The sequence below is a fragment of the Pantoea sp. B623 genome, from assembly GCF_024814475.1.
GTDB classification, from domain to species: Bacteria; Pseudomonadota; Gammaproteobacteria; order Enterobacterales; family Enterobacteriaceae; genus Pantoea; species Pantoea ananatis.
This window is the reverse complement of the sequence record NZ_JANUXM010000004.1, coordinates 3,999,372-4,023,907: the sequence shown is the minus strand read 5'-3', so window position 1 is coordinate 4,023,907 and position 24,536 is coordinate 3,999,372. Positions and strand designations below refer to the sequence as shown.

The window sequence follows — 24,536 nt, the reverse complement described above, 5'->3', positions numbered from 1 at the left end:
CGCGCTATTTTTAACTTATCACGACCATCCAGACGCCACATCGCGTCACAATCTGACTGGAAGAGGGATTGCATGAACATGATCAAAACCCGTGCCGCCGTAGCCTGGGCCGCAGGCGAACCGCTAAAAATCGAAGAAGTGGATCTTATGCCGCCGCAGAAAGGGGAAGTGCTGGTACGTATCGTCGCCACCGGCGTCTGCCATACGGATGCGTATACGCTGTCCGGCAGCGATCCTGAAGGCGTGTTCCCGGCGATTCTGGGTCACGAAGGCGGTGGCGTTGTTGAAGCGGTCGGCGAAGGCGTGACCAGCGTTGAAGTGGGCGATCACGTGATCCCGCTTTACACGCCAGAATGTGGTCAATGTAAGTTCTGCCTGTCCGGTAAAACGAATCTGTGTCAGGCCATCCGCACCACGCAGGGCAAAGGTCTGATGCCTGACGGTACCACGCGTTTCTTTAAAGACGGCAAGCCGATTTTCCACTACATGGGCACTTCAACCTTCTCTGAATATACCGTCGTGCCTGAAATCTCCCTGGCGAAAATCAGTAAAGAAGCGCCACTGGAAGAAGTGTGCCTGCTGGGTTGTGGCGTAACCACCGGTATGGGCGCAGTGATGAACACCGCCAAGGTTAAAGAAGGCGATACCGTTGCCATCTTTGGGTTGGGCGGCATTGGTCTGTCGGCGATTATCGGCGCGAAAATGGCCAAAGCGGGCCGCATTATTGGTATTGATATCAACACCAGTAAGTTTGATCTGGCGCGTAAGCTGGGTGCCACCGATCTGATTAACCCGAAAGACTATGACAAGCCTATTCAGGACGTGATTGTTGAACTCACCGACGGCGGCGTGGATTATTCCTTTGAATGTATCGGTAACGTCAATGTGATGCGCTCTGCTCTGGAGTGCTGTCACAAGGGCTGGGGCGAGTCGGTGATCATCGGCGTTGCAGGCGCAGGTCAGGAGATTTCAACGCGTCCATTCCAGCTGGTAACCGGCCGCGTCTGGCGTGGCTCTGCTTTCGGTGGCGTGAAAGGCCGTTCACAACTTCCCGGTATCGTGCAGGATTATCTTGATGGGAAGTTCGCGCTGAACGATTTCATTACCCATACCATGCCGCTTGAAGAGATTAATGACGCCTTTGATTTAATGCATGAAGGGAAATCGATCCGCTCCGTCGTGCATTTTAACAAGTAACCGGGGGCGCTATCTATGACATCTACTCTGGAGCTGCTGGAAGAGCATCGTATTTTTGGCGGCTGGCAGCAGCGCTGGCGTCATCAGTCTCAGGTGCTTCATTGCCCGATGACGTTCAGTATCTATTTGCCGAGTCCGCGCGGTGATTCCCCGCCGCCGGTGGTGTGGTTTTTGGCGGGCCTGACCTGCAACGACGAGAACTTCACCACCAAGGCTGGCGCACAGCGTGTCGCTGCCGAGCTGGGCCTGGTGTTAATCATGCCGGACACCAGCCCACGCGGTGAGCAGGTTGCGAATGACGAAGGCTATGACCTGGGCCAGGGCGCAGGTTTTTACCTCAACGCCACGCAACAGCCCTGGGCGGATCATTACCGTATGTTCGACTACCTGAGTGACGAGCTGCCTGAGCTGGTTGCCGATAACTTTAAGGTCAGTGAACGTCAGTCGATAATGGGCCACTCCATGGGCGGACACGGTGCGCTGATGCTGGCATTACGTCTGGGAAACCGCTTTGCGTCGGCTTCCGCCTTTGCGCCCATCGTTAACCCTTGTGAGGTTCCCTGGGGCCAGAAAGCATTCACGGCCTATCTGGGGGACGATCGCCAGGCCTGGCTCGCCTACGACAGCTGCCAGCTGATGCGGGAGGTTCAGCATCGTCTGCCGTTGTTGATCGATCAGGGCGACAGCGATCAGTTCCTGGCGGATCAACTGCAGCCGGAGCGCTTAGAAGCGATCGCGCAGGAAATGGGCTTCCCGTTGACCCTGCGCATCCAGCCTGGCTACGATCACAGCTACTTCTTCATTGCCAGCTTTGTCGAAGATCACCTGCGCTTCCATGCGCAACACCTGCTGGTAGGGTGATCTCACACAGGGGATTGCCAGTGCAATCCCCTGATTTCAAGACAGTCCTTCCTGTACCAGCCCGTCAATCATGACCTGCGGTGTGCCGTGTGAACAGTGCTCAATGCGGCCCTGTACGCCGTAAACCTGCGCCAGGGTTGCTGGGGTGATAACGCTATCCGGCGTGCCTTCGGCAATTAACCTGCCCGCTTTAAGCATCACCGCATGCTGAGCGTGGCGTAAGGCAATATTGATATCGTGCACCACCACCACCGTAACCATATTGCGCAGCGCGGTTTCACGCCGTACCAAATCCATCACGTGGAACTGGTAGTTTAAATCCAGCGCGCTGAGCGGTTCGTCCAGCAGCAGCAGCGCAGGCCGACGAATCAGCGACTGCGCCAGGCCCACTAACTGTTTCTGTCCACCGGAGAGCTGGTCTAGGTAACGCATGGCCAGATGCGCAATGCCCAGTTGCTCCAGCAGCGCCATCACGTCCGCCTCGCTGGCGGCGCTATGTAAACCACCGGAGGCGCGCTGTGCCACGATAATGGACTCCAGCACGTGCAGATGAACGCCAGCCGGCAGCGACTGGGGCAGATACACGACCTGTCTGGCACGCTGGGCGAAAGGCTGGGTCATCAGGTCTTCCCCGTTGAGCCACAGCTCGCCCTGCCCTTTATTCAGTCCGGCCAGCGCACGCAGCAGCGTAGATTTGCCACAGCCGTTCGGTCCTAGCAGAACCGTAATTTCCCCACGCGGCAGGCGCGCCACATTCAGGTTTTCAATGACCTGGCGTTTGGGATAGCCGGTCGTGAAGCCGCGCAGGCTTAATCCTTGCTCCCTCATACTGTCCCCCGGTGACGCAGAATAATACTCAGGAAGAACGGTACGCCAATCAGCGAAGTCACAATGCCTACCGGCACGATGGCGCCAGGAATAAGGTTTTTCGACGCCACAGAAGCCAGCGACAACACCAGGGCACCGGTCAGCGCGCTGGCCGGCAAATAGAAGCGATGATCTTCACCAAACATCATGCGGGAAATATGCGGCGCCACCAGCCCAATAAAGCCAATCGGCCCGACGAAGGCCACGGCCAGCGCGGACAGTACGCTGATACGGAGCAGCGTGGCCAGGCGTAAACGACGAACATCAATGCCAAAACTGATCGCCCTGTCTTCACCCAGGCGCAACGCGGTGAGTTTCCAGCTGCTGAGCATAGAGAAGGGAACCAGCAGCGCAAAGGCCGCACTCAGTACGCCCAGCTTTTCCCAGGAGGCGCGCGCCAGGCTGCCCATGGTCCAGAACACCAGCCCCTGTAACGTATCTTCGCTGGCGATAAACTGCATCATTGAAACCAGGGCGTTAAAAGTAAACACCAGGGCGATACCAAACAGCACCACACCGGACGATGACACCTGAGTCCATCGCGTAATGCCATCCAGCATCAACGCGGCAAACAGGGCAAACAGAAAGGCGTTGGCCGAGATAAACCACTGCCCGGAGATGCCCGGAATCCCTACGCCCAGAATAATCGCCAGTGCTGCACCAAACGCCGCCGCAGAAGACACGCCCAGCGTGAACGGACTGGCGAGCGGATTATTCAGGATCGTTTGCATTTCGGCGCCGGCGAGGCCCAGCGCCAGGCCAACAACAATCGCCATCAAGGCATAAGGCAGGCGAATATCCCAGACGATTACGCGGGTACCTGCATCGACGCTCTCAGGAGAGAGCAGCGTGTGCCACAACACGGACAAAGAGAGCCCTGCCGGACCGAGCGTAAAATCAAGAACGAGTGAGGCGAGTATCGCTATCAGCAGCGCACCCAGCCAGAAGATTCGGCGGCGCACAACCTGATGATAGTTTTTTAAGGTGTGCTGATGGTCCGCTTCAGCACCGATCAACGAGGATTCCGTTGTCATGATTCAACCCAGTAATGGCTCCAGAATTAAAAACGCAGCCACAATAGTGCAGGTGATAATAATTATCAATTCATGGAATGTTAACAGTGATGACGTAAGCTTAAAAAACGCCCGGCGTTCACCGGGCGCTTTCAGGCATAGTTAGTCTTTATAGACGGGAAATTCCATTTCAGTATATTTGACGATCCGACCACCCCGCACCAGCCTGTAACCCAGCCAGATCAGCAGGAACAGCGGCAGACCGATATAGGTAGCCGCCACGCCGTACCAGTCGATTTTATCCTGCAGGAACGCCTGATAATTCTGGCCCAGAGTGATAATCAGACAAAGGACAAAAGCAAAAATCGGTCCAACGGGAAAAAAGCCGGAACGATATGGCAGCGCAGTAAGATCGTGGCCCTGCGCAACGTAACCCCGACGGAAACGATAGTGGCTGATTGCAATACCGAGCCAGGCGATAAAGCCGGTCATGCCTGAGGTATTCAACAGCCAGAGATAGACTTCCTGATTGCCAAATTTCGAGGTTAAAAAGCACAGACCAGCCACCACCGTGGTCGCCCACAGGGCATTACGGGGGACGCCACCTTTTGACAGGCGGGCAAAGATACGCGGTGCTTTGCCTTCGCGTGCAAGGTTATAAAGCATGCGCGTTGAGGCGTACATTCCGGAGTTACCCGCGGACAATACCGCCGTTAAAATGACCGCGTTCATCACCGCCGCCGCTGACAGCAGACCGGCATTTTTGAACACCAGCGTAAACGGACTGACGCTGATATCTTTAATATCATTGTGTAACAGCTGCGGATCGGTATAAGGCAAAATCAGGCTGATGATCAGGATAGCCAGCACATAGAAGAGCAGGATACGCCAGAACACCTGACGTACTGCGCGAGGAATATTCTTCGCCGGATCTTCTGATTCGCCCGCCGCAATACCGATGAGTTCAGTGCCCTGGAAGGAGAAGCCGACAATCATCGCCACGCCGATCATCGCGGCGAAACCGCCCGCAAATGGCGCGTCACCGACCTGCCAGTTATGCCAGCCCGCATTTTCAGCGCCGCGCATAATCCCGACAATCATCAGTACGCCAACCACGATAAAGATCACCACGGTGACAACCTTGATCAGCGAAAACCAGTACTCCGTTTCGCCGAAGCCTTTCACCGAGATGTAGTTGATCAGGAACATCAGGCTCAGGAACAGAGCGCTCCAGATCCATCCTGGCGTGTCCGGGAACCAGTAATTCATCACCAGTTGGGAAGCCACCAGGTCAACGGCAATCGTAACCGCCCAGTTGTACCAGTAGTTCCAGCCAAGGGCAAAACCAAAGCCTTCTTCGACGTATTTCGCACCGTAGGTAGCAAAAGAACCGGATACTGGCATAAATGCCGCCAGTTCACCCAAGCTGGTCATGAGGAAATAAACCATCAAACCAATCAGAACATAGGAGAGTAACGCGCCGCCTGGACCGGCCTGAGAGATGGTGGCACCTGATGCCACAAAGAGGCCTGTACCGATTGAACCGCCAATGGCGATCATGGTGAGGTGACGCGCTTTTAGATCGCGTCGTAACGCAGGTTGTTGTGTTGTTTTTGTGTCATTATGCATGTGTAAACATTACGCTGGGTAAAAATAAGGCGCGATTGTAGCAGCAAAGGCCGCACTGTATAGCGAATGCTGCGTTGATATAAGTTACCTTCATGATAGGCGGCAGATTATTAGCGGCAACGCCTGTCTCCCTGAATTTCAAGGGGTTGAACCGCTTATTTCATCATCAGCCTCCCCCTGCGGTTATTCCCGGCAGTAGGACAAAAACCGTGACAGCGCCTTTGAGATATGTTTTTGCCGGTGATGAATACGGTAAAGCGTACGCGTCAAATTGGGCAAAGGCGTATTCAGCTCAATGAGCGTTCCGGCACTGAGCTGGTCGGCAATAACCCGGCGGGATAAACAGCTAATGCCCATGCCGTGACGCACGGCATGTTTGATCGCTTCGGAGTTGCCCAGTTCCATGCCCAGTTGGAAGGTCGGCAGATGAGACAGCAGCAGGTAATCAACGATTTCGCGCGTCCCTGAACCCCGTTCGCGAAGAATCCAGGTGGCCTCCGCCAGCGATGCCAGCGTCACCGGCTGCTGTAAAATGGCAGCATCCGGCGCGGCAAACACCACCAGCTCATCGTCAAGCCAAGGCTCGCTTACCAGTTCCGTCATATGACAGGGACCTTCGATTAACCCGACATCAACCCTGAATTCAGACACGGCCATGATCACGTCCTGGCTGTTTCCCACGCTCAGCTCTAAAGGTAAGGTCGGGAAATCACGGCGGTAGCCGGCAATCATCCCCGGCAACAGGTAATTCCCGATTGTGCTACTGGCATAAATTCGGATAGCCCCGTTATCTTCTTTAAACAGCTGTTCGATTTCCGTCGCCTGTTCAAGCAGGCCCACGGCCCGCGGGTATAGTAACCGGCCGTGTTCATTCACTACCAGTCGCTTACCTACACGGTCGAAAAGCTGAACGCCAAGCTGGTTTTCCAGATCGGCGAGTGCCGCACTGACGGCTGACTGGGACAAGGCCAGCACCTGAGAAGCCTGCGTGGTGGAGCCGCTTTTCAGCACTTCGGTAAAAACGTCGATTTGTCGCAGTGTAATGTGCATGGAGACTCCTGAATCTAACGCTGTAAGAGGTAAACCATCAGGGCTATCCACAGCAGAAAAACCACACCCAGCACACCGAACAGGGTTTTACCGCGTGCACGCTGCTGCCGGGCACGCTCTGCGCTGCTGGCGCGCACTTCCGTGGGTAACATTTTCAGCAGCAACATGACGCCGGTGGGAATGATCACTGCATCATCAAGTAGCCCGACGACCGGGATGACATCAGGGATTACATCAATGGGGCTGATGCCGTACGCCATGAGTCCCACGGCCGCGCCTTTACACCACAGCGGCGTTCGGGGATCGCGGCAGGCATAGGCGAGCGTTAAAACATCTCTTTTGATGAGCGTGATTAAGCGCCCCAGTCGTGCGAACAGCATATATCCTGCCTTATCACTTATAGCGGTAGATTATAAATATATAATCAATTTCACTTTTAACAAACCTGGCGCGATGATGCGTGCTCAACCAGGAGCGTAATCATGGCCGACATCAGCATTTCAAAATCTCACACTGTGCAGCAATGGCTGCCAGGCCTGTTGCTATGCGGTACCCTTGCCAGCGTCACGGCGCTGCTGGCGCAGGTACCTGCCGTCTCGAATCTGGGGCTGGGTTCGTTAACTCTGGCCATTATGCTGGGCATCATTATCGGGAACAGTGTTTATTCCCCGATGGCCGGTCAGTGCGACGCTGGCGTACTGCTGGCCAAACAAAAACTGCTCCGGCTGGGCGTGATACTGTTCGGATTTCGCATCACCTTACAACAAATCACGGATGTCGGCCTGAGCGGCGTCGTTATTGATGTACTGACCCTGAGCAGCACGTTTTTTATAACCTGCCTGCTGGGCAGGCGCCTGCTAAGGCTCGATCGTGACACCGTGTGGTTAATCGGTGCGGGGAGCAGCATCTGCGGTGCCGCTGCCGTACTGGCCACAGAGCCAGTCGTGAAAGCGGCCCCCTCAAAGGTGGCGGTGGCCGTGGCAACGGTCGTGCTGTTTGGCACCCTGGCGATCTTTGTTTATCCCTTGCTGTGGCCATGGGTTCATCACCTTTTCCCTGCCGTCAGTCTGACACAGTTTGGTGTTTTCACCGGTTCGACGATCCACGAAGTGGCCCAGGTGGTCGCCGCCGGGCACAGCATTGCGCCCGAAACCGAGAGCAGCGCAGTCATTGCGAAAATGCTCCGGGTGATGATGCTGGCTCCGTTTTTACTGTTGCTGAGCGGTGTACTGCGACGTGAACAGACAGCACAGCATAGCGCACAGCCGGTCACCTTTCCGTGGTTTGCTTTAATGTTTGTTGCTGTCGCTCTGTTCAACTCCCTGCACTGGTTGCCGGCCGGGTGGGTTAACACATTAAATACCCTCGGCGGGATCCTGCTGACCATGGCAATGGCAGCGTTGGGCTTAACTACCCGCTTTACTGCCCTGCGCGCTGCCGGATTTAAGCCTGTGCTGTTAGGAGCACTGGTATTTGTCTGGCTGATTGTGGGTGGCGGTACTATTAATCTGCTGGTCCAGCACCTCATGGCGTAAGCACGCAGCCCTCTCCCTTCCTGACCGGCCCTTGACGGGGCCGGTTATGGCGGCCACTTCCCCTTCACTGCCCCACACGCGGAGATTTGCGAGACGCGCCGTACATTACTGCGCCGTTATTAGGCGAACGCCCCGGTCTGCCCTATTTTAGGCGGGTCATTTTTTCGAGCCGGGACGGATGAAGATAAAAACCACCACGGCAACGCCTCACGATGCCCTGTTCAGGCAGTTTCTGACACAGCCCGATATTGCGCAGGATTTTATGGCGATCCACCTGCCAGAACCGTTACGCGCCCTTTGCGACCTGTCCACCCTTAAACTGGAATCGGGTTCGTTTGTCGAAGACGATCTGCGTCAGTATTTCAGCGACGTGCTCTACAGCCTTAAAACCGCATCCGGGGAAGGCTACATCCACGTGCTTATCGAGCATCAGTCCGGTCCGGATCAACATATGGCCTTCAGGTTGATGCGCTATGCGGTTGCCGCCATGCACCGCCACCTGCAGGCCGGGCATAAAACACTGCCGTTGGTTATCCCAATGTTGTTCTATACCGGTAAACGCAGCCCGTATCCTTATTCCCTCTGCTGGCTCGATGAATTTGCCCGACCGGACATCGCGGGCGCACTGTACACCACGGCTTTCCCTTTGGTTGATGTGACGATTATCCCTGACGAGGAGATTGCACACCATCGCAGCATGGCCGCCTTAACCTTACTGCAAAAGCATATCCACCAGCGAAACCTGACAGCCCTGATTGACAGCCTGGTCAGTCTTCTTCTACATAAACATCTCTCTTCATCGCTGGTGATATCGCTGGTAAACTACATGATACAGGTGGGCGAAGCTTCAGATGCGCAAACCTTTGTTCATAAGCTGGCACAGCGGGTGCCGCAACACGGAGAGGCTCTGATGACCATTGCAGAACAGCTGGAACAAAAAGGCATTGAAAAAGGCAGGAAGGAAGAAGCGCTGAAGATTGCCCAGACCATGTTAAATAACGGCCTTGATCGCCCGACCGTGATTAAAATGACCGGCCTGACCGAAGACGAATTGGCGAAACTCCGCCACTGATCCGCTGCGTTGTCTTCTTCCGACAGACAAGGTCGATTCGGCACCGGCCGGTTTCGCCTCACGCCCGGCCCCTTTTCTGAGACTTTTCGCGTATTCGGGTGAAAACAGCGAGCCCTTTGTGGCACGGCTGTATTCCTGATAATGCCCCCTCCTGACCTCGCTAAAAATTTCCTGCGCACCGCGCTTTGCCACAGCGCCATCGTGTATCATGCCGTTCAATCTGAGTTAAATCCTTCAGGAGAACGGCATGAAGTATATTGGCGCGCACGTCAGCGCATCGGGTGGTGTGGATCAGGCGGTCCTCCGCGCCCACGAACTGGAAGCCACGGCTTTTGCGCTGTTCACGAAGAACCAGCGTCAGTGGAAAGCCGCCCCGCTGTCAGACGAAACCATCGCCGCCTTCCGCGCTGCCTGTGAGAAATATCATTTTGGACCGGGCCAGATTCTGCCGCACGACAGCTATCTGATAAACCTGGGGCATCCGGTCATGGACGCGTTGCAAAAATCGCGCGATGCGTTCGTAGATGAAATGCAGCGCGCGGAACAGCTGGGGCTGACGCTACTGAATTTTCATCCGGGCAGTCATTTACAGCAAATTGATGAGCTGACCTGCTTAAAGCGCATCGCCGAGTCAATTAACATCGCCCTGGATCAAACCCACAGCGTGACCGCCGTTATCGAAAATACCGCCGGTCAGGGCAGCAACCTGGGGTTCCGCTTTGAACATCTGGCGACCATCATTGAACACGTCGAAGATAAGTCGCGCGTCGGCGTTTGCATCGATACCTGCCATGCCTTCGCGGGCGGATACGATCTGTGCAGTGAAGCCGCCTGCACGGAGACCTTTGCCGAATTTGAGCGCGTGGTGGGTTTTAACTATCTTCGCGGGATGCACCTGAATGATGCCAAAAGTACGCTGGGCAGCCGGGTTGACCGTCATCACAGCCTGGGTGAGGGGAATATCGGTAAAACCGTCTTTAGCTGGATGATGAAGGATTCGCGGTTCGATGGTATTCCGCTGATTCTGGAAACTATTAATCCCGATATCTGGAAAGATGAAATTGCCTGGCTTAAGTCAGAACAACGTTAAGAAATAAGAAATAAGAAAAAGGAGCCTTGCGGCTCCTTTGTCGTCTTACCTGTCAGGCTTTCGCCAGCTCTTCTTCCGGGCGCTTCAGTACTGCATAGCCTAATCCGGCAATCGCGGTACCAATCAAAATCGCCATCAGATAACCCACGACCGGCGTAATCGCCCCCGGGATTAACAGAACGAACAGGCCACCGTGCGGCGCCATCAGCTTGGCACCAATCGCCATGGATACGGCACCGGTTACTGCGCCACCGACGATACAGCATGGCAGGACGCGCATCGGGTCACGGGCCGCAAACGGAATTGCACCTTCTGAAATAAAGCACAGACCCAGAACCAGCGCGGCTTTACCGCCTTCCTGCTGACCTTTGTTAAATTTACGACGCGCAACCAGCGTCGCCAGCCCCATCGCCAGCGGTGGCACCATACCGGCAGCCATAATCGCGGCCATAGGTGCGTAGGTTTGTGAACTCAGCAGGCCGACGCCAAATGCGTAAGCAACTTTGTTAACAGGACCACCCATATCGGTACACATCATGCCACCCAGGATAGCGCCCAGCAGGATTGCATTCGCGGTACCCATGTTAGCCAGCCAGCTGGTCAAACCGCTCATGATGCCCGCGACCGGTTTACCTACCACGTAGATCATCAGCAAGCCGGTGATCAGGCTGGCAAACAGCGGAATAATCAGGATAGGTTTTAGCGCTTCCATACTCTGTGGCAACTTCACCTTACCGCTGATCAGTTTGGCCGCATAACCCGCAATAAAACCGGCGATGATGCCGCCAAGGAAGCCCGCGTTGATGCTGGTGGCGATCATACCGCCAATCAGGCCAGGCGTCAGACCAGGACGATCCGCGATTGAGAAGGCAATAAAGCCCGCCAGAACCGGAACCATCAGTGCAAAGGCACTCCCGCCACCGATTTGCATCAGGGCAGCGGCCAGCGTACCGGGCTCTTTAAAGGCCGTGATACCAAACGCAAAAGATAGCGCGATACTCAAGCCACCCGCCACCACCATGGGCAGCATGTAGGAGACGCCGGTCAACAGGTGACGGTAAGCCCCCGCGCCGCCCTCTTTTTTCTCTTCCTGAGAACTGTTTTGCGCGCCAGAAGGTTTATAAGGCTTCGCTTCTGCCACGGCTTTATCCAGCTCCTGCGCGGTCTTTTTCAGTGCCAGACCAGTTGAGGTGCGGTACATCGGTTTACCCGCAAACTTAGCCAGATCCACTTCGATATCCGCGGCCACGATAACCAGATCGGCTGCGGCAACTTCTTCAGGGGTGATCGCGTTACCGGCCCCTACAGAGCCACGGGTTTCAACTTTAACCCACCAGCCGCGTTTGGTCGCTTCCGCCTGGATTGCCTCGGCCGCCATAAAGGTATGCGCAACGCCCGTTGGGCAAGCGGTCACAGCAACCACACGTTTTGGCCCATTCGCTGGCACAGCGGCAACGGCAGCAGGTGCTGCCACGCTGGCTTGCCAGGGTTTCGCTTCGGCTTTGGCACGATTCAGGAACAGTTCAGGTTCACTGACTGCCTGCTGCACATCGCCCAGCCACACGGATTTCCCCGTCAGCGCGGCATCCTCTGGTACTGTTTTACCGGTGACGATCACCAGTTCGGCCTCGGCCGGGTTTTCGGTTAGCGTTATACCAGCCTGAGCAGCCGCAGCGGCCAGACGTTGTTTTGCCATGTAGGCAGAAGCCAGTCCTGTTGAAGGATCTTTTATCAGCAGCGTTTTCACTATCGCTCTCCTGCTGTCAGTTAACGGGTTGTAAGTCGACGCGCGCCATCATTGCGGCCAACTGGGTACGATCGGTCACGCCGACGTTGCTCTGGCTGACAGCCATCGCGGCTACCGCAGTAGCCAGACGCAACGTATGTTCACTGGATTCACGCATTAACAGGCCATAAATCAGGCCACCTACCATGGAGTCACCTGCGCCAACGGTGCTGACAACTTCGCACACCGGCGGTTTAGCTATCCATTCACCTGAGGCATTGACCCAAAGTGCGCCTTCAGCACCCAGAGAAATCACCACATGTGCAATGCCCTGCTCACGCAACTCGTGCGCTGCGTCAATCACGTCCTGGAGTGCAGGTAGCTTGCGCCCTGCCCAAATCTCAAGCTCGCGACGATTAGGTTTAACCAGCCAGGGCGCGGCTTTCAGGCCCGCCACCAGCGCTTCGCGGCTACTGTCAAAGATGATGCAGGGACAGTGCGTACGCAGTTCAGTCATCCAGCGGGTAAAGGCATCCGGATCCACCCCCTCCGGCAGGCTGCCACTCACGCACACCATATCGAACTGGCCCAGCCAGGTTAATGAGTCGCTGGTAAAGCGATCCCAGTCCTGAGCCGTCACCTGAAAACCGGAAAAGTTAAGATCGGTCACATCACCGGTTTGCTCAGTCAGCTTGACGTTAATGCGCGTGCGGCCATTCACGACCTGAAAACGGTTGGCGATCCCCAGTTCACTAAAGAGCTGCTGAAAACCATCCTGATTGTCTTTACCCAGAAAGCCACCAACGGTTACGTCGATACCCAGGTCTTTCAGCACTTTCGCCACATTGATGCCTTTCCCGGCAGCATGTAAGCCAGTGGTTTTCACCAGGTTCACTTCACCACGTTCAATTTCAGGCGTATAACCGACCAGATCGTACGCAGGATTCAACGTGATGGTTGCAACACGTCTGGTCATGCCGCCCCCTCACCTAAGCCACTGTTGATGGCTTCTTCGATAGCCGTCAGCGCCTGTTGGGCATCTTCACCACTGGCAGTAAAACGCAGGCGATGACCTTTTTTCACACCCAGCGCAACGACTTTCATCAGGCTGCGTCCGTTTGCAGGTTTACCGCTGCCATCCAGGTTGGTAATCGTAATGTCGCTGTTGAACTGTTTAATCACGCTCACCAGGGCGGTCCCCGGACGCGCATGTAAGCCATGCTCGTTGCGAATAGTAAATTCAGCCGTCAGTTGGTCTGCCTGCTCGTCAACTTCGCTGGTTAGCAGGGCATAAACACCTGCCGCATCGGCTTTCAGCAAACGGTCGGCTTTGTTGCCATGCAGCAGTGCGCTCAGGTAACCCAGTACCTCCAGCGGGCGGTCATCGACGGCGGCCACGCTGACTAGCATTGCCACGGATTCACCTTCATGTTCAAAGGCTGTCGCCGCGCGGCTGACGGCCACACCGCTTTGCAGATTGCCTTTGCCGCTGTCGCTTAACCAGATGCCCTGCCCCAGACTCAGCGGTTTACTGGAAACCACCTCAGCAACATAGCTGGCATCAACTACACCCGCAGCCTGTAAGCGGCCGGCATTGACGGCCTGCAGCGTTATCAGGTCACGTGCGCTGACATCCTGGGAAATTAATGAAGTATCGAAGCTGAATTCAGCTGACTGCTTCTCACCCATCAGCAGCGCACGCAGATCTTCAGCAGAGGCCGTTTTAAGCTGTTCGGCGATGCTGTCGTCACTCAGTACGTGCGTCAGCTGGCGCAGCAACGTCAGATGTTCATCAGATTTCGCGGCAATACCAATCGCGACATAGGCCGTTTGATCGTCGCCCCAGGCAATTCCCTGAGGAAACTGAAAGACCTGAACGCCGGTTTTCAGCACCAGATCGCGCGTGTCGGTGGTGCCGTGAGGAATGGCGATGCCATTACCCAAAAAGGTTGAGGTTTGCTGCTCACGCGCCAGCATGCCGTTGACATAACCTTCCGCCACGTTACCCGCAGCGGTAAGTGCCGCCGCAACCTGACGAATCGCATCTTCTTTATTTTGGGCGCTGGCTCCGGTATGGATGGCCTGCAATTCGAGCTGGAACATAATTCTCCTCGCTTGCTGATTGAATCGTTTCAGCTCAATGGTGTTGAATCTTGCTGTTTGACCTGGTGAAGGTTGTCACAGCAACGCTGAAACGTTTCAGGGATTGTTATTCAGCTTGGCTTTGCAGGCAAGAAAATGCGTAAACGGCATAACAGATCTTTGACATTACGCACAATTCAGAGAGGTTACGGAATTTTCTTAAAAATAGTGCTGAAGTCTGGACGACACGAGGCCGATTTTTTGAGCGTGATTTCAGCAGCGTCAGCAGACGCTGCAAACAGGGTAACGTTAACCTCTCAGAGGCACGTTGCCAGACAGTGATAATCCACCAGCACGGGCTTCACAGCATGGCGGCAAAGGGGCTTAGCCTTTTACCCTCATGATGTCCTTAAGGTTAGAACAGCCTTGCTAAACCTGCTGCAAAAAGCATCGACAGACCGGTAGCCAGCAGGCCAGGCAGCATAAATGGGTGATCGATTATCCGTCGGCCAAGGCGGGTGGATCCCGTATCATCCAGCGCAACGGCGGCCAGCAATGTGGGATAGTTCGGTAAGATAAACAGGGACGCGGTAGCGGGAAAACAGATAACAAGCGTGGCGGGCGCAATGCCCATACTTAAGGCCATCGGAAATAAAATTTTGGTCGATGCCGCCTGAGAATAGAGAAAACATGATGCCAGTACGATAATCAACGCCAGTAACCATGTGGAATCCAGAAAATAGCTCGCCACCCTATCCTGCAACCACAGACGATTGCTCTCCATAAATGTGGAACCCAGCCAGGCCACACCCAGTATGCATATACAAGACGTCATTCCGGTTTTAAACACCGACGATCCCGGAATCGTATGCACATTCACCCGACAGAACATGACGATAGCCATCGCCACCGTTAGCATTACGGCAATCCGTGCCTGTCCGCTATTGAGAACGGGGCGAGTAATGATCTCCATTTTAGGGCTGCTGATAATGGCATAAATCAGCACTGTCACCAGGCCGACAATAAAAATCAGTACTGAACGTCTGCCGTGGAGAGCGGAATGCGAATGCTGTACGGTGTTTACCGCATCATCCTGATGCTCAAGCTGGTCTGTGTGACGTAAGCGATCCCACCACAGGTAAAACAAGGCGGAACATAAAAGCGCCATGAAGGTGGCGGGAATGGTCACGGTAATCAGTTCAATATAGCCCCAACCATGCGGTCCCTGTTCCAGAATCCCAGAGAGAAAAATCACGGCGGCAGAAATGGGCGAAGCCACAATGCCCAGTAAGGATGCGGCAACGGAAAGCGCTAGTGCGCGGGTTGGACGAAGGTGATTATCTCTGGCCACAGCCACAATCACGGGCATACAGGCAAAAGAGACCTGCCCGGTACTGGCCATCATGGTCAGTAACCAGGTTGAGAGCGGTGCCGTAATCACCAACAACCGCGGATAGCGACGTAAGGCACGTTCTGTCAGTTGCACCAGATAATCCATGCCGCCTGCCTGTTGCATGGCCGATATGGCGACGATCACCACCATAATAAATACCATTACCAGCATGGGCAGATCGCCAGGCGTGGCACCCAGCGCGCACAACATGATTACACCCGCCCCACCTGCAAACCCCACACCGATACCGCCAATACGCATTCCCAAAAACAGAAAAAAAAGCACGGTCATAAACTGTAGTAGTAGCATGATCCCATTCCTTCTGACTGCGGTTTACACCGTTCCAGCCCACACTGAAGGCCGGTACAGGCTTCCTTTCACTCCGCAAGGTTGCAACGGGTTATTTGTCGGTATGTCCTACAGAGAAATGGCACGCGGCTAAATAACCGTTTTCTGCGTATCAGGTGCACTGAGGGTGTAAATTCTTTTCGCGCTGATGCCTTTTTTCTCTGGCTGGCTGCCGGTCAGTAAACCGGGTTATCCCAGAGATACGTTGAATAGCCTTAGGCCTCGACGACAGGCAGTTCCCACATGAAGGCGCCCTGCCTGCCAGACTCGCCCGTTTTATTTCACCCGGCCCAGCTCAGCAGAACGCATTGCGGCATGAATCTCTTCGGCCGCTCCCTCACCCAGCGGTAACAGCGGTGAACGGACAGTGGCATGTTCCAGAATGCCACGCGCAACCAGCGCATGTTTGAGTGCGACAGTGCCTTCCATATGTGAGCCACGATGGTAAACCGCTTTAGTCACAGGCATCAGTCGATCATGTAAAGCACGTGCTTTCTTATAGTCCTGCGCTTTACCTGCGTTAATCATTTCAATCAGCGGCTCAGGGGCAATATTGCCGTAGCCCACCAGGAAGCCATCAACATCAAAAATGGTATGCAGCAGATATTCATCGTGGCAGGTCAGAATCTGTAGATCGGGACGTTCACGGCGGATGACGGGAATTTCAGTATCCCACCGCCGCATATTACGCACGCCATTTTTCATCGCAAACACGCCGGGTTGCGCGGAAATATCCAGCAGCGTTTTCAGGTTATAGGTGGCTTTGGTCACATCCGGGTACTGGAATAAAATAAGCGGTAAACCACTCTCTTCATACACGACGCGGTAGCGATCCTGAGGTGCGCCGTCCTGGTATCCAAAACGCAACCAGCCGTGTGAGGGATAGAGCAAACCGGCAGCCGCACCGGCCTCGACAGCGCGTTTTGCCTCACGCGCCGCGACTTCGGTGCCTTCCCCGGTAATACCGGCAATAACGGGGATTTTGCCTTCGACCGATTTTACAAATGCCCGAATCACGTCGGCCTGTTCATCCTGCGTCAGAAAGGTGCCCTCGCCAGCATGACCCAGGACCACCAGCCCCTTTACGCCGTCGATACTTCCCAGCCAACTGCCCAGACGTTGAATCGCGTCAAAATCCACTTGCCCTTCGCGCGTGAATGGGGTGACAGGCGCAGGGGTTAAACCTCTGAGGTCGATATTAATCATGATTAACTCCTTGATGTGAAATACTTTTAGTCACAGGTTCAGTCAAAGTGAACACAATATGAAAACGTTACTGCAATCGTTTTCACATAAGATAAATTGGCAATCTAATTTCATCGCGTCAACCAGCGGCGATTGATAAATGAGGCAGTTATCACAAAACGCTTTGGGAGACGAAGAGAGTTTGCGATCGGGATCCCAGCGGGTTAATGACCACATTACATTCGCAATGCGGTCATTAAAGGAACGATTACTGATGAGGAGAAGACGTGGATTTTCGCGGAATCAACGTAGGAATAATGGTCGATAAATGGGGTTCATGCCTGCCATGGATAAGCATATCTACAGCATTCCCGGCAATATGTTCCAGCGGTGTTCGCACTGAGGTCAATGCGACAGGCAAGCGGCTGACAAGGGGGATATCGTTGTATCCGACCAGTGACAGGTCTTTACCGATGGTCATGCCTGCACGATGCGCCGCAGCCATGACCCCAATCGCAATCTCATCATTGACGGCAAAAATTGCGGTAGGCCGCGAGGGATGGTTCAACATTGACGACCCCACATCTTCGCCTGACTTGATATTAAAGTCAGACGAACGGCACCATTCTGGCCGAACAGGCAAACCGGCTTCACTCATTGCCCGTTCAAAACCTTTTCGACGATTCAACGCATTGGACGCAAAATCCGGTCCACCAATCATCCCGATTTTTTTATGTCCTAAATCGATCAGATGACGCGCTGCAAGGTAGCCGCCCATTTCGTCATCGCCAACGGAAGAAGGACTTACGCCATCCGTACGCAATACCAGCACGTGCGGTATTTCGCGCTCCCGCAGGGTCTGGGGAAGCGGATCGCCCAGACGACAGGTTGAAAGAATCAGGCCGTCAACGCGTCTGTCCAGTAGTGATTCTGCGGACGCTTTTTCCTGTTGCGGATCGTCACCACAGGTTGCCACGATGGCAAAATAGCCGCGTCGTGAAGCTGCTGTCGCGATAGCCTCAAACAGCATCGCCGTCACCGCATCCGTCATACGCGGAACCAGAACGCCAAGCGTGCCGGTATCGCCCCTGCGCAGGCTGGAGGCAACATAATCACGCCGATAGCCAAGTTCACGGGCAACCTGGCGAACCTTTTCAGCTGACGCGCTTTTTGACTGCGGAAGCCTCTCATCCAGAATTCGCGACACGGTGGAGATGCTTACGCCCGCGGCATTAGCAACATCACGCATCGTTATCAGCCTTTTATCCGACTGTTCCTTTTCCTGGCTTTCCTGATCCATATATCACTCCGAGGATTAATGTGGGTGGCAAAGATCCCTCTGCAGACGGCAATACTATACAACAGACGCTATAACAACGGGATACGCCCTTAACATGCACTGCCTAGGGGCGGCATTTCTCTTTGTCGTCACGCCTGAAGAATACGATTTTCAACGCTTAGGCTCTCATTGTTCTCCCCAGCCTGAGCGTCCCCATAAAGGCTATTGAAGAGAGTATGACCTGTTTCACGCTTTTTCGATTGCCTGAGAGCGGAATGTGAACACGTTAACAATTAATCAAGCCGCTTAATTGACGCAGCGGGATATTAAACCAACGATAACTCATGTGAAAACGATTGCATTAACGTTTTCACACCATCCGTTTTGCACAGGTTTTATGCAACCACCGTCAGTGAGTGGGCTGCAAATGCATGGCTCAGGAACGCGCGTCGTCTTGCATGTTTGCCCCATATCCATCACGCAACAGGGTGTAACTATGTCAACTCAGGTTATCGCTTGCCACGCTCATCCCGCCGACGCATCAGTATTACTGGCACGGCTTGAGCGATTGCCCATCACACGCCGGTTAATGGCGATTCGTGTTGTGGTAGGGCTGTCCACTTTTTTTGATGCCTATACCATTATTGCCATCGCGTTTGCCCTGCCACAACTGACGCAGGAATGGGGGCTTACGCCGACGTTCGTCGGTCTGATCATTGCAGCCAGCTATATTGGGCAACTGGTGGGAGCGCTCTTTTTTGGTACGCTGGCAGAAAAAATTGGCAGGATTGGTGTTTTACGTATCACCATCGTGATGTTTGTGATTATGGATGCCGCCTGCCTGTTCGCCTGGAACGGTTGGTCAATTCTGATCATTCGTTTTTTGCAGGGACTGGGCATTGGTGCTGAGGTTCCCGTTGCCAGTGCCTATATCAACGAATTTGTCGGTGCAAAGAAGCGGGGTCGGTTTTTTCTGCTTTATGAAGTGATCTTTCCAGTCGGCATGATGTGTGCTGGCCTTATCGGATTCTTTCTGGTGCCCATTTATGGCTGGAAAATCATGTTTCTTATTGGCCTGATCCCTTCAGCTCTGGCGGCACCTTTGCGTTGGTTTATGCCAGAGTCTCCGCGCTGGTTAGTCTCTAAAGGCCGCCATCAACAGGCTGAAAAAGTCGTTCAGTTGTTTGAAGCAGAAGCCCTGCGTCGTGGTATGTCATTACCCGAGCCTGTAATAAAACCCGTACCGGTGATGCCCGCCTCGTCAAGCGGCGTAAAGGCGCTGTTTTCAGGTATCTACAAATCCCGCACGTTTATGCTGTGGGGATTGTGGCTCACGGTTTATACCGTTAACAACGGCATGATTACCTGGTTTCCCACTATGTACAGAACCTTGTTTCATCTGCCATTAGAAACCAGCCTGGCCTATGGATGGATTACCTCTACCTGTGGTGTTATTGCCTCTGTCATTTGTGCCTTTAAGATCGATCAAGTAGGCCGTAAGCGCTGGTACACCTGGGCATTTATGCTGGCCATTATTCCGCTCATCGTGCTGTGTGTACTGGGTGCCAATACGCCATGGCAGATACTGATATTGGGCAGCATGGCCTATGCTATTTTGCAAACAATTGCCTTTTCACTTTATCTCTATTCTGCCGAACTGTATCCGACCAGACTTCGCGCGACAGGTACTGCCTTTTCCAGCGCCTGGCTGCGCGCCGGGTCGTCTGTTGGGCCGCTGATGGTGGGTTTCATTGTATCTGGATTTGGTATCCGGTTTGTTTTCATTGCGTTCGCCGTGATTGCCCTAATCGGCGGAATGATTACCCTGCTCTTCGCCATTGAAACCAAAGGGAAATCGCTTGAAGAGTTATCGCCTTGAACGGGCAACATCACGTCGGGTCAGATACATCGCTATCGGGGGCTTTCCTGTAAAACCCGTTCCGCCACGGAAAGCGCAGGCAGAGCAGCGTTAACAGGCGGACGTTGGCATAAGTCGAGGGCACAGGGTGACACGCTAAGGATCGGCAGACCGCTACGCATTAGGGCGCGGTGCTCTGCTCAAGGTGAATCAGGTAATCCATCGCGTCATGGCGATTACTGCCGCACATGTCAGCCGAGGGCTGAAGCCCGGCGCAAACTTTTGGTCGCAGGGGAGAACCAAAAATTTTGCACAGATTATTCTCCGCAAGTTGGACGCACCGGGTATTCGCGGGCTTGCCGTGCGGCATACCGGGAATGGGCGAGGAGATGCTGGGGGCGATACAACAGGCGCCACAGCCTGTACGACATTCCATGGTTTACGTCCTGGATAGGTGTAAACCGCGCACGATAGCAGAAGGGCCCCGCGCCCGAAATCACCTTTACAGAAAAAAGCGCTTAACCACTAAGAAGATAAGACAGGGTCAGGGGCTCAAATGGCCCGTGTCATGCCAGAACCCATGAAATATCGCTGTCCTGGTTGCCCTATCCGACGCGCCCTGCTGTTGCCCCCGACCACAAAATTTTTCGCGCTATCTTGCCTGTTCACGACCGCGCGAGTAACGTTGCGCGCACTATTACTCTGCAAGTGAGAACAGCAATGCCAAAGGCGAATGAAATCAAAAAAGGAATGGCCGTTACCCACAATGGAAAACTGCTGCTGGTAAAGGATATTGATGTCCAGAGCCCCAGCGCGCGCGGTGCGGCAACGCTTTATAAAATGCGTTTTACCGATGTTCGCACCGGTATGAAGGTGGAAGAACGCTTTAAGGGCGACGAGATCATTGAGGCCATCTCCCTGAGCCGCCGCAGCGTTACCTTCTCCTATATTGATGGTGATGAATACGTCTTTATGGACGACGAAGATTACACGCCCTATTCCTTTAAAAAAGCGCAAATAGAAGAAGAGCTGCTGTTCATCCCGGAAGGTGGCATTCCCGGCATTCAGGTACTCACGATGGATGGCCAGGTGCTGGCGCTTGAGCTGCCACAAACGGTGGACATGGATATTGTGGATACTTCACCCGGTATCAAAGGCGCATCGGCCAGTGCCCGCACTAAGCCGGCGGGAATGTCTACCGGTTTGATCATTCAGGTTCCCGAGTACCTCAGCAACGGCGATCGCATTCGCATCCATGTTGCCGAGCGTCGCTATATGGGACGTGCCGACTGATAACGCGCGCTGTACGCCGGGTTGACAGGTAGTGTTATATTATAACACCGCCCTCTTTCTCTACAGGAGTCACTGGCATGACACGCGTTAACCTTCTCACCGGATTTTTAGGCAGCGGAAAAACCACCACGCTGCTTCATCTGCTGGCGCACAAGCCCCAGACTGAAAACTGGGCTGTGCTGGTCAATGAATTCGGTGAGATTGGTATTGATGGCGCGTTACTGGCCAACCGTGGCGCGACGTTAAAGGAGATCCCCGGCGGCTGCATGTGTTGCGTTAATGGGCTGCCCATGCAGGTCGGGCTAAACAGGCTGCTTCAACAAAACAAGCCCGACCGCCTGCTGATTGAGCCCACGGGCCTGGGCCATCCACGCCAGCTGCTACAGATGCTGACGTCGTCTGTTTATCAACCCTGGATCGAACTGCAGGCCACGCTAACCCTGCTGGACGCACGCCAGCTCGCCGACGTGCGTGTAACGGAAAATGAAAACTTTCGCGATCAGCTGGCCGCGGCCGACATTATTGTCGGCAATAAACGCGACTGCTGGCGCGAGGCCGATCGGCAGCGCCTCCAGGCGTGGCTTGCCGCCCATCAGGACGATCGTGAATTTGTTACTGCCGAGTTCGGTCAGATTCCCCTGGCGTTACTTGACAGTCCGCGCGGGAAACCGCGCGCCCTTCCGCATCCGGTCCACCATCATCACGCTGCGGCCCCGGGCAGCGGTATCGCAGCCTTGCGACTCGACGGGCGCGCGTCATGGCGTCGGGCGGTGAATGAGGGTCAGGGTTATGTCGCCTGCGGCTGGATTTTTGACCACGAAACGGTGTTTGATAGCCTTCCTTTGCTGGAATGGGCGCGGCTTGCCCCCGTCGATCGGGTTAAAGGCGTGCTGCGCATCCCCGAAGGATGCGTCAGCATTAACCGTCAGGGAGAAGACGTGCATGTTGAAATTCTCGCCGCAACCCCACCTGACAGTCGCATTGAGATGATTCATTCCTCATCTGCCGACTGGAATAGTTTACAATCTGCTTTGTTGAGGTTTCGTTTAAGCTGACAGGATTAAGGTCGGCGGTTATTTTTTACTAGGGCAGAATTATGCACGCAACACGCCTTGTCACCATCCTGTTGCTTAACGCACTGGGACTGGTGCTGTTTTTTTCATGGTATTTACCGCCCCATCACGGGTTTTGGTTTGATATCGATAAAGGGATTTTCTTCGCGTTTAATAATGAAATGGTGGATCACCCAGGGTTTGCCCTGCTGGTCGCCATCACTAACTTTCGCGGTTTTGACGCCGTGTCGTTGCTGGCGATGGGGTTACTCTATCTATGGCTGTGGCGGCGGGAAACGCCTGCGGGCCGCCGTCGTATGTTTGCCATTGGCATTACGATGTTGCTGACAGCGGTCGTTTTGAACCAGGCGGGCCATTTGATCCCAGAAAAACACGCCAGCCCGACGCTGTTCTTTGAGAACGTTCACCGCGTCAGTGAGTTAACGGGTATCCCAGCCAAAGATGCGTCAAGCGACAGTTTTCCAGGCGATCATGGCATGATGCTCATTATCTTTGCGGCATTCATGTGGCGTTATTTCGGCTTACGTACGTTTTTAGTGGGTGTTGTCATTGTGGGGCTGTTCTCGCTGCCACGCGTCATGGCAGGCGCGCACTGGTTTAGCGATATTGCAGTCGGATCGCTTTCCGTGGCGTTAGTGGGATTAAGCTGGTGGCTATTAACGCCGGCAAGTGATTATCTGGTTAATTGGTTTTATCACAAATTACCGGGTAAAAATAAACCCTAATAGTAATTAATTAGCGAGGGCGGAATTATGATTAAATTATAACCCGCCCTCACTTATAAAAAACCCATGGAAATAATTAGCAAGCTAACCAAAAAAAACATCCGAACCCGATGATAATGCAGGACTTCTCTTCAGCCTTCGACGATAGTTACTCTGCAGACCTTCTCCCAGCCCGCACTAAGCCTGGAATTAGCGCCAGATCACCCCTTTCATCCTGTTATCACCTTGAATAACTGTTGATAAAGTGAACAAGTTATTTAAGTTTGATAAGTATCAAAAAAACCTATCAGAATTTGATTAAAAGCGCTCGCCACGGCCTCTGGAATCGGTTAATCTCGGTCGCAGTGAGAAAAGAAGACGCGGTATTAAGCATTCTTTAATAGATAAAATGTGGTGATTTACACATTTTTATAATTAAAGCATTGTCTTGTTCTGACTGGCTTATTAATCTCATTCCGTTTTGTCATCTGGCTGGCGACAATCTTGTCGTAAGGACTTCGAAGGAAAACCCGAATAATGGTCAAGTCTCAACCAATACTGAGATATATCTGGCGGATTGCGCCCGCTCTGGCGCTGGCAACTCTCCTCTCAGCTTGTAGCAGTACCCATAACACCGTTAAAAACGAGAATCATGAAGTTAACAACCAGAATGGTTTTTTACTTCAAGCGTCTCAGGATGAGTTCGAAGAGATGGTGCGCAACGTTGATGTTAAGACGCGCATCATGGATCAATACGCGAGCTGGAAAGGTGTTCGTTACCGTCTTGGCGGTGATACCAAGCGTGGTATTGATTGTTCCGCTTTCGTTCAGCGTACGTTCCGCGAACAGTTTGGTCTGGATCTTCCTCGCTCAACGTCCGAACAGCAGGGAACGGGAAAAGAGATTTCTCGCAGCAGACTGCGACCGGGTGACTTAGTTCTCTTCCGTGCTGGCTCAACGGGCCGTCATGTCGGTATCTACCTCGGCAATGACAACTTTGTTCATGCTTCGACCAGCAGCGGTGTCATGATCTCCAGCCTTAATGAAGATTACTGGAAAAAACGTTATCGCGAAGCGCGGCGGGTCTTAAGTCGCAACCCGAGCTAATGCAGCTCCCGAATGTCCTCTCAGCCAGAGAAAAACAGAACGCTGCCCAGGCAGCGTTTTTTTTTAATCCCTCGAATCCCCCTAAAAATACTTGTTTATCAAAATAATAACGAGACATTATTAACAGACTCGTTATATTCTCAGACGCAAATATTCGGGCGATTGCGCACCAGT

The 24,536-nt window shown here is 53.8% G+C and carries 22 protein-coding genes; 10 read left to right on the top strand and 12 right to left on the bottom strand.

Going from position 1 to position 24,536, the window contains the following annotated elements:
• The first annotated feature begins 72 nt into the window (after positions 1–72).
• Positions 73–1,197: an S-(hydroxymethyl)glutathione dehydrogenase/class III alcohol dehydrogenase gene (locus tag NXS97_RS20690; RefSeq protein WP_013026426.1), complete on the top strand. Its 1,125-nt coding sequence runs from the start codon at positions 73–75 to the stop codon at positions 1,195–1,197.
• Between the two features lie 15 nt (positions 1,198–1,212).
• On the top strand, positions 1,213–2,058 hold the full coding sequence (gene fghA, locus NXS97_RS20685) for an S-formylglutathione hydrolase (RefSeq protein WP_013026427.1): 846 nt from the start codon (positions 1,213–1,215) through the stop codon (positions 2,056–2,058).
• Between the two features lie 36 nt (positions 2,059–2,094).
• On the opposite strand, the gene NXS97_RS20680 is transcribed toward fghA, so the two are convergent.
• From NXS97_RS20680 to NXS97_RS20660, 5 genes are all read right to left on the bottom strand, one after another.
• Positions 2,095–2,886 (bottom strand): ABC transporter ATP-binding protein, encoded by a 792-nt coding sequence (locus NXS97_RS20680; RefSeq protein WP_013026428.1) that lies wholly within the window; start codon positions 2,884–2,886, stop codon positions 2,095–2,097.
• Positions 2,883–3,959 (bottom strand): iron ABC transporter permease, encoded by a 1,077-nt coding sequence (locus tag NXS97_RS20675; RefSeq protein ID WP_013026429.1) that lies wholly within the window; start codon positions 3,957–3,959, stop codon positions 2,883–2,885. The genes NXS97_RS20680 and NXS97_RS20675 overlap by 4 nt, the downstream gene beginning before the upstream one ends.
• Positions 3,960–4,100: 141 nt before the next feature.
• Entirely contained in the window at positions 4,101–5,567 is a 1,467-nt protein-coding gene (locus NXS97_RS20670) for an amino acid permease (RefSeq protein ID WP_029570288.1), read from the bottom strand.
• Positions 5,568–5,750: 183 nt separating this feature from the next.
• On the bottom strand, positions 5,751–6,617 hold the full coding sequence (gene yieE, locus NXS97_RS20665) for a DNA-binding transcriptional regulator YeiE (protein WP_014594115.1): 867 nt from the start codon (positions 6,615–6,617) through the stop codon (positions 5,751–5,753).
• Positions 6,618–6,631: 14 nt separating this feature from the next.
• Entirely contained in the window at positions 6,632–6,997 is a 366-nt protein-coding gene (locus NXS97_RS20660; protein ID WP_014605423.1) for a YkvA family protein, read from the bottom strand.
• Positions 6,998–7,099: 102 nt separating this feature from the next.
• Between NXS97_RS20660 and NXS97_RS20655 the strand changes: the two genes are divergently transcribed.
• From NXS97_RS20655 to nfo, 3 genes are all read left to right on the top strand, one after another.
• Positions 7,100–8,152: a YeiH family protein gene (locus NXS97_RS20655; RefSeq protein WP_014605422.1), complete on the top strand. Its 1,053-nt coding sequence runs from the start codon at positions 7,100–7,102 to the stop codon at positions 8,150–8,152.
• Positions 8,153–8,330: 178 nt separating this feature from the next.
• Positions 8,331–9,224 carry an Rpn family recombination-promoting nuclease/putative transposase gene (locus NXS97_RS20650; RefSeq protein WP_112900146.1) on the top strand — a complete coding sequence of 298 codons (894 nt, stop codon included), beginning with the start codon at positions 8,331–8,333 and terminating at the stop codon, positions 9,222–9,224.
• Between the two features lie 247 nt (positions 9,225–9,471).
• Positions 9,472–10,314: a deoxyribonuclease IV gene (nfo, locus tag NXS97_RS20645; protein WP_014594118.1), complete on the top strand. Its 843-nt coding sequence runs from the start codon at positions 9,472–9,474 to the stop codon at positions 10,312–10,314.
• A 52-nt stretch (positions 10,315–10,366) separates the two neighbouring features.
• On the opposite strand, the gene fruA is transcribed toward nfo, so the two are convergent.
• The 6 genes from fruA to NXS97_RS20615 all read right to left on the bottom strand — a co-directional run bounded on the left by fruA (position 10,367) and on the right by NXS97_RS20615 (position 18,348).
• Positions 10,367–12,061 (bottom strand): PTS fructose transporter subunit IIBC, encoded by a 1,695-nt coding sequence (gene fruA, locus NXS97_RS20640; protein ID WP_014605420.1) that lies wholly within the window; start codon positions 12,059–12,061, stop codon positions 10,367–10,369.
• Positions 12,062–12,077: 16 nt separating this feature from the next.
• Complete coding sequence (gene fruK / locus NXS97_RS20635; RefSeq protein WP_013026437.1) at positions 12,078–13,016, bottom strand: 1-phosphofructokinase; 939 nt, start codon at positions 13,014–13,016, stop codon at positions 12,078–12,080.
• On the bottom strand, positions 13,013–14,143 hold the full coding sequence (gene fruB / locus NXS97_RS20630) for a fused PTS fructose transporter subunit IIA/HPr protein (protein WP_116219897.1): 1,131 nt from the start codon (positions 14,141–14,143) through the stop codon (positions 13,013–13,015). Before fruB ends, fruK begins: the two co-directional genes overlap by 4 nt.
• 394 nt (positions 14,144–14,537) lie before the next feature.
• Complete coding sequence (locus tag NXS97_RS20625) at positions 14,538–15,824, bottom strand: anaerobic C4-dicarboxylate transporter family protein (protein ID WP_116219896.1); 1,287 nt, start codon at positions 15,822–15,824, stop codon at positions 14,538–14,540.
• A gap of 315 nt (positions 15,825–16,139) precedes the next feature.
• A complete protein-coding gene (locus NXS97_RS20620) occupies positions 16,140–17,069 on the bottom strand; it encodes a dihydrodipicolinate synthase family protein (protein WP_022623417.1) in 930 nt (309 codons plus the stop codon).
• Between the two features lie 247 nt (positions 17,070–17,316).
• Positions 17,317–18,348: a LacI family DNA-binding transcriptional regulator gene (locus NXS97_RS20615; protein WP_072138166.1), complete on the bottom strand. Its 1,032-nt coding sequence runs from the start codon at positions 18,346–18,348 to the stop codon at positions 17,317–17,319.
• Positions 18,349–18,823: 475 nt separating this feature from the next.
• Between NXS97_RS20615 and NXS97_RS20610 the strand changes: the two genes are divergently transcribed.
• Positions 18,824–20,206, top strand: a complete 1,383-nt coding sequence (locus tag NXS97_RS20610) for an MFS transporter (protein WP_028715357.1) — start codon at positions 18,824–18,826, stop codon at positions 20,204–20,206.
• Positions 20,207–20,366: 160 nt separating this feature from the next.
• On the opposite strand, the gene NXS97_RS20605 is transcribed toward NXS97_RS20610, so the two are convergent.
• The gene (locus tag NXS97_RS20605) at positions 20,367–20,621 is read right to left on the bottom strand and encodes a YkgJ family cysteine cluster protein (RefSeq protein ID WP_014605415.1); all 255 of its coding nucleotides are present in this window, start codon (positions 20,619–20,621) and stop codon (positions 20,367–20,369) included.
• A 284-nt stretch (positions 20,622–20,905) separates the two neighbouring features.
• On the opposite strand from NXS97_RS20605, the gene yeiP reads away from it, so the two are divergent.
• The 4 genes from yeiP (at position 20,906) to mepS (ending at position 24,362) form a co-directional block, all read left to right on the top strand.
• Positions 20,906–21,478 carry an elongation factor P-like protein YeiP gene (gene yeiP, locus NXS97_RS20600; RefSeq protein WP_014594125.1) on the top strand — a complete coding sequence of 191 codons (573 nt, stop codon included), beginning with the start codon at positions 20,906–20,908 and terminating at the stop codon, positions 21,476–21,478.
• 77 nt (positions 21,479–21,555) lie between these two features.
• The gene (locus NXS97_RS20595) at positions 21,556–22,533 is read left to right on the top strand and encodes a GTP-binding protein (protein ID WP_072138168.1); all 978 of its coding nucleotides are present in this window, start codon (positions 21,556–21,558) and stop codon (positions 22,531–22,533) included.
• Positions 22,534–22,574: 41 nt separating this feature from the next.
• Complete coding sequence (locus NXS97_RS20590) at positions 22,575–23,276, top strand: phosphatase PAP2 family protein (protein ID WP_014594127.1); 702 nt, start codon at positions 22,575–22,577, stop codon at positions 23,274–23,276.
• A 516-nt stretch (positions 23,277–23,792) separates the two neighbouring features.
• Positions 23,793–24,362: a bifunctional murein DD-endopeptidase/murein LD-carboxypeptidase gene (gene mepS / locus NXS97_RS20585; protein ID WP_013026447.1), complete on the top strand. Its 570-nt coding sequence runs from the start codon at positions 23,793–23,795 to the stop codon at positions 24,360–24,362.
• Positions 24,363–24,536: the final 174 nt, after the last annotated feature.

Excerpts from the sequence above, each read along its gene's own strand:
- NXS97_RS20610 (WP_028715357.1), top strand. The coding sequence starts at position 18,824 with ATGTCAACTCAGGTTATCGCTTGCCACGCTCATCCCGCCGACGCATCA.
- NXS97_RS20590 (WP_014594127.1), top strand. The coding sequence starts at position 22,575 with ATGCACGCAACACGCCTTGTCACCATCCTGTTGCTTAACGCACTGGGA.
- NXS97_RS20655 (WP_014605422.1), top strand. The coding sequence starts at position 7,100 with ATGGCCGACATCAGCATTTCAAAATCTCACACTGTGCAGCAATGGCTG.
- NXS97_RS20620 (WP_022623417.1), bottom strand. The coding sequence starts at position 17,069 with ATGATTAATATCGACCTCAGAGGTTTAACCCCTGCGCCTGTCACCCCA.
- NXS97_RS20650 (WP_112900146.1), top strand. The coding sequence starts at position 8,331 with ATGAAGATAAAAACCACCACGGCAACGCCTCACGATGCCCTGTTCAGG.
- NXS97_RS20670 (WP_029570288.1), bottom strand. The coding sequence starts at position 5,567 with ATGCATAATGACACAAAAACAACACAACAACCTGCGTTACGACGCGAT.
- fruB (WP_116219897.1), bottom strand. The coding sequence starts at position 14,143 with ATGTTCCAGCTCGAATTGCAGGCCATCCATACCGGAGCCAGCGCCCAA.
- NXS97_RS20615 (WP_072138166.1), bottom strand. The coding sequence starts at position 18,348 with ATGGATCAGGAAAGCCAGGAAAAGGAACAGTCGGATAAAAGGCTGATA.
- nfo (WP_014594118.1), top strand. The coding sequence starts at position 9,472 with ATGAAGTATATTGGCGCGCACGTCAGCGCATCGGGTGGTGTGGATCAG.
- NXS97_RS20690 (WP_013026426.1), top strand. The coding sequence starts at position 73 with ATGAACATGATCAAAACCCGTGCCGCCGTAGCCTGGGCCGCAGGCGAA.
- NXS97_RS20660 (WP_014605423.1), bottom strand. The coding sequence starts at position 6,997 with ATGCTGTTCGCACGACTGGGGCGCTTAATCACGCTCATCAAAAGAGAT.
- yeiP (WP_014594125.1), top strand. The coding sequence starts at position 20,906 with ATGCCAAAGGCGAATGAAATCAAAAAAGGAATGGCCGTTACCCACAAT.
- NXS97_RS20625 (WP_116219896.1), bottom strand. The coding sequence starts at position 15,824 with ATGCTACTACTACAGTTTATGACCGTGCTTTTTTTTCTGTTTTTGGGA.
- NXS97_RS20680 (WP_013026428.1), bottom strand. The coding sequence starts at position 2,886 with ATGAGGGAGCAAGGATTAAGCCTGCGCGGCTTCACGACCGGCTATCCC.
- fghA (WP_013026427.1), top strand. The coding sequence starts at position 1,213 with ATGACATCTACTCTGGAGCTGCTGGAAGAGCATCGTATTTTTGGCGGC.
- mepS (WP_013026447.1), top strand. The coding sequence starts at position 23,793 with ATGGTCAAGTCTCAACCAATACTGAGATATATCTGGCGGATTGCGCCC.
- fruK (WP_013026437.1), bottom strand. The coding sequence starts at position 13,016 with ATGACCAGACGTGTTGCAACCATCACGTTGAATCCTGCGTACGATCTG.
- NXS97_RS20595 (WP_072138168.1), top strand. The coding sequence starts at position 21,556 with ATGACACGCGTTAACCTTCTCACCGGATTTTTAGGCAGCGGAAAAACC.
- yieE (WP_014594115.1), bottom strand. The coding sequence starts at position 6,617 with ATGCACATTACACTGCGACAAATCGACGTTTTTACCGAAGTGCTGAAA.
- NXS97_RS20675 (WP_013026429.1), bottom strand. The coding sequence starts at position 3,959 with ATGACAACGGAATCCTCGTTGATCGGTGCTGAAGCGGACCATCAGCAC.
- NXS97_RS20605 (WP_014605415.1), bottom strand. The coding sequence starts at position 20,621 with ATGGAATGTCGTACAGGCTGTGGCGCCTGTTGTATCGCCCCCAGCATC.